Genomic DNA, 4,444 nt, shown 5'->3' with positions numbered 1-4,444 from the left:
GTATTATCATGAAAAATGTAATTTTAATCTGCCGTCTTATGCTTAAAGTTTATGAAGACCAGGCTTACAAAGTGTCACTTTCGCTTCTCTTATTCTTAACCAACACCCAACCTTGGTCATTTAAAATAATTTCATCGTTGTGCAATCGATTTTTATTTAACTGATAGTCATTCCAATCAATTAATAAATAAGCTATTTTAGTATTTTTCCACCGTAACCAAAATTGCGACGGTGTAATTAATAGCGCTTTGCCTTCCGGTAAATGATAAGCTTGCTTAAAATGACCCTGCCAAGAATCTTCAGTTGCTGAAATTTCGTTCCAGTTATTAATGATGATTAAATTACGCTGCAAATAAACTGGCAAATCAAAAAGATAATTTTTATATAAAAATAAATCATCCTGTTTAGCAACTTGAGTTTTTATTTTCTCAGCCAAGACAAAGTTTGAATCATGGGTAAACCGCGGAGCAAGTGCAATTCCACCCAGAGTTAATAATGCACTCCCCATGGCGGTTACAATAATTGCAGAAAATGGCGTTAATAGGCGATAGCTGCCATAAGATAATAAACTCAAACCCAATAAAAACAAGGAGGCATAAAACAGTAAATCCTTATAAAGGACAAGTTTAGGTGAGGGATCTACTAACCCTATCATATAACCTGCTATGCTTAAGATCAGCAAAATTGCAGGAATTAGGTAATAGCTCCAATATAATTTTTGCGGATGCTTTTGCCAGGATTGTCTGGCAAAACAGGCCAGTAATATCACAAACGGAAAAACTGCTGGCAAAATGTAAGAAATAATTTTAGATTTTGGAATGGAGAAAAAAATCAGCGTGGCTAAAAACCAAATAATTAAATAGGCATGTTTTTTATAGTCGCGTATTTGCATGCGAAGCGTCGGATAAAATAAGACACTCCAGGGAAAAAGTCCAATAAGCAAAGCCATCACATAGAAAAACCACGGCATTTGATTATTAAATCCACTTTGAGAAAACCGATCAAATTGCTCGTAAATAAAAAAATAATGTAAAAATCCTGGGTTTTCTAAAGTGACTAATACAAACCAGGGAATGGTAATAATACTGTATAAAAGCAGACCCGTGACTAAACGCATTTGTTTAAGAATGGCCCATCGACGCGTGAATAAAATCCAGGTACCAATAATTAACATCGGAAATACAATGCCAATTAATCCTTTAGTGAGCGTCGCCAACGCCGCTAGAGCATACGCTGAGTAGAGCAATAATGGTTTAGCGGAAGGAAGATTTTTATTTTCCGCCCCTATTCCAACTAAAAAACACATTAAACTTGCAGCAATAAGCACGGCAACCGTCATATCCACATTCACGTAATAAGCACCGCCAATGTAGAGTGGATTGGTAGCGAGCATTAAACCACTGAGAAAACCAGTTTCGCGATCAAATATCGTCGAGGCAAACCAATAGGTTAATAAACAACCGAGTAAAGCAAATAGTGCTGGAACAAAACGAAAAACCCAAATTTTGCTGCCTAAAAGTTTAATGGCGATTGCTTCAACCCAAAAAAAGAAAGGCGGTTTATCTAAAAAAGGCAAGCCATTCACGCGAGGAGTGACATATTGATTATACAACGCCATGTGCAAGGGAATATTGGAATATCGGCCTTCATCGGGATTATCGAGAGGACGTGCCGCTAATAATGAAAAAAATATTACGCATAATGCAAAAAATGCGAGTGGATAGCAGTAGATTTTTTTCAACATAAACCCCAAGAATAAAATTTTCGCCATCCTAACTGATTTTTTGCGACATCACAATCTGTATACTAACGCCACTTACTGAGATGAATTTAAGAGGGTTTCGCTTCGCATTCTAACCCAACTTCGGTATAATCCGTGTACTGGATTTCAGAGTAACACCATGAATAACTCCACTCGATCCCAACAACTTGCTAATAAAACGGTTTTTATCAGTGCGCTGGTACCGGCTCATAACGAGCAAGCGGTAATTGGAGATTTTTTACCTGCACTAATTGCTTCCTTAGAGGACTTAACTCATCATTTTGAAATCATTGTAATTGATGATGGCTCTAAGGATGATACGCTGGCTTTGGCTCGCACGTTTCCGATTAAAATTTTGAGTTTTTCGCGAAATTTTGGCAAAGAAATCGCGATTACTGCTGGCTTAGAGCATGCCAAAGGCGATGTTATTATTATCATCGATTGCGATTTTCAACACCCCTTGCAATACCTTCCCACGTTTCTACAGCATTGGGCAGACGGCAATGATATGGTGTATGGTATACGCGATAATCGCGAACATGAGTCGTATTTAAAACGCAAATTTACACAGGCCTTTTATGCGTTAATGCAAAAAATTACCCAAACTCAACTCCCTGCCAACGCTGGAGATTTTCGTTTATTAAATCGTAATGTCGTTAATGCGATTAACCAGTGCCGTGAATATCATCGGTTTATGAAGGGATTATATGCCTGGGTGGGCTTTAAGACTATTGGTATTCCTTATACTGCGGAAGAACGTAAAGCGGGGCAAAGTTCGTGGCATTTTCGTAAATTATTAGAATTAGCCATCACCGGCATTACTTCTTTTTCCAGTATCCCTTTGCGTGCCTGGGGAATTATTGGATTGATTATTTCAGCCATTTCCTTTACCTATGCTCTATTTATTTTAATTAAAACCTTACTGTTTGGCGTTGATGTTCCAGGTTTTGCCACTATTACGGTTGCTGTGATGTTTTTTGGTGGTATTCAATTATTATCGATTGGCATTCTGGGGGAATATATTGGCCGCATTTTTGATGAAGTAAAACACCGCCCTAAATATTTTATTGACCAGAAAATTGGTTTCGAAAAAAATGATACTGATTATGAAAATGAATAATTTAATTTCCACTAAAAAATTACCTGTGCAAATTATCCAATTTGGTATTGTGGGCTCACTTGCAGCATTAATTCATTTATCTGTAGTTATTTTATTAGTTTCCACATTCGCGATACCTCCACTGTTTGCTAATCTATTTGCATTTATTATTGCTTTTAATGTCAGCTATTTTGGTCATCGCTGGTGGACATTTAATACGGCAGAGCATTCTCTTCATCAATCGCTGTTTAAGTTTTTTGTGGTAGCAGCGCTAAGTTTTATTTTAAATGAAACGTTATTTTATATTTTTCTTTATGACTTTCATTTATTCTACGCACTTGCATTATTGCTAGTTTTAATTATTGTCCCGCCACTGACTTTTTTGTTAAGTAAATTTTGGGCATTTACTCACATCTCCGAGAAATCACTGTGAAAAAAATTATTTTGTGTGCCGATGATTTTGCTCAAAACTGCGAAATTTCTAAGGGAATTTTACAACTTGTCGAAAAAAAACGACTTTCTGCGGTAAGCTGCATGACCAATTCGCCCTACTGGCCAGAATATGGCGCGCAATTAAAGCGATTCCATCCTAATCTTAAAATTGGTTTGCATTTTAATTTAACCCAGGATTTCCCCCTATATCCTAAAAAATTCTCACTTATTAATTTATTATTTTTATCCCACATACATTTAATCAATAACTCGGTGATCGTCGCTTCTTTTACTGAACAGCTTCAACAATTCAATAACATCATGGGATTTTATCCTGATTTTATTGATGGTCATCAGCACATTCATCAACTCCCTATCATTAGAAATGTTATTCTTGATTATGCAAAAAAAAAATCTATTATGGTACGTTTGGCACGACCCGAAGATGGTCGTTTAAAATCTAAAATAATTCGTTTAACGGGTGCCAATACTTTTGCAAAACTGTTAAAAAAATTTGATATTTCGCATAATACTTCTTTTGCTGGAGTCTATGATTTCAGTCAAAATTATTCTAAATTATTTCCGCAATTTTTAACGCAAGTTTCTGCGCATGGATTAATTATGTGTCATCCAGGACTCGCCAGTATTGATAAAGCTGATCCGATTGCTCACGCCCGCGTCCAAGAATTTAATTATTTTAATAGCGATCAATTTTTAAACGATTGCCATCTGCAGCAAATAATTGTGTAGTACGAATTTTGGTATGCACAAAAATCTTTTAGTACTTTATAAAGCAAACTTGGTATTTTCAAAATATGGACTACACTAAAAATAAGAACAGAATAATGACTTTTAAAAACAGTGTAGGGATAAAAATATGTTTACGGGTAATCAGCAAGGTGATTTTGTCACACCAAATTTTTCCTATCGAGAAAACCCACTGGGATTCTTTGCCTACTCAAGGAATATTCCCATTGAATTTACGTCTCTCCTCCTCAAAAACCAGCAACCTCAGCACACACTACAGCTAAATGATCCTAGTGGTTTATCCCCCAAATCATGACGGATCTTTCTCCCCCAATAACATGGAGTGTTATTGCGTGTCACCGAAAGCCAGCTAAACGCTGGCTTTCTCATTTAATTTTTTAATC

4 protein-coding genes are annotated in these 4,444 nt (G+C 36.3%); 3 read left to right on the top strand and 1 reads right to left on the bottom strand.

Features of this window, described 5'->3' with window-relative positions; genetic code table 11:
- Window positions 1–64 precede the first annotated feature (64 nt).
- Entirely contained in the window at window positions 65–1,744 is a 1,680-nt protein-coding gene (locus KIT27_12215; protein ID MCW5590410.1) for a glycosyltransferase family 39 protein, read from the bottom strand.
- Window positions 1,745–1,901: 157 nt separating this feature from the next.
- Between KIT27_12215 and KIT27_12210 the strand changes: the two genes are divergently transcribed.
- From KIT27_12210 to KIT27_12200, 3 genes are read left to right on the top strand one after another with little or no spacing between them, the layout of a single operon-like run.
- A complete protein-coding gene (locus KIT27_12210) occupies window positions 1,902–2,882 on the top strand; it encodes a glycosyltransferase family 2 protein (protein ID MCW5590409.1) in 981 nt (326 codons plus the stop codon).
- Window positions 2,869–3,294 carry a GtrA family protein gene (locus KIT27_12205; protein ID MCW5590408.1) on the top strand — a complete coding sequence of 142 codons (426 nt, stop codon included), beginning with the start codon at window positions 2,869–2,871 and terminating at the stop codon, window positions 3,292–3,294. The genes KIT27_12210 and KIT27_12205 overlap by 14 nt, the downstream gene beginning before the upstream one ends.
- On the top strand, window positions 3,291–4,043 hold the full coding sequence (locus KIT27_12200) for a ChbG/HpnK family deacetylase (GenBank protein MCW5590407.1): 753 nt from the start codon (window positions 3,291–3,293) through the stop codon (window positions 4,041–4,043). The genes KIT27_12205 and KIT27_12200 overlap by 4 nt, the downstream gene beginning before the upstream one ends.
- Window positions 4,044–4,444: the final 401 nt, after the last annotated feature.

Source organism: Legionellales bacterium, assembly GCA_026125385.1.
In the GTDB taxonomy this organism is placed as follows: Bacteria; Pseudomonadota; Gammaproteobacteria; order JAHCLG01; family JAHCLG01; genus JAHCLG01.
The sequence above is the reverse complement of the archived record's forward strand: the minus strand, read 5'-3'. Positions and strand labels throughout refer to the sequence as shown.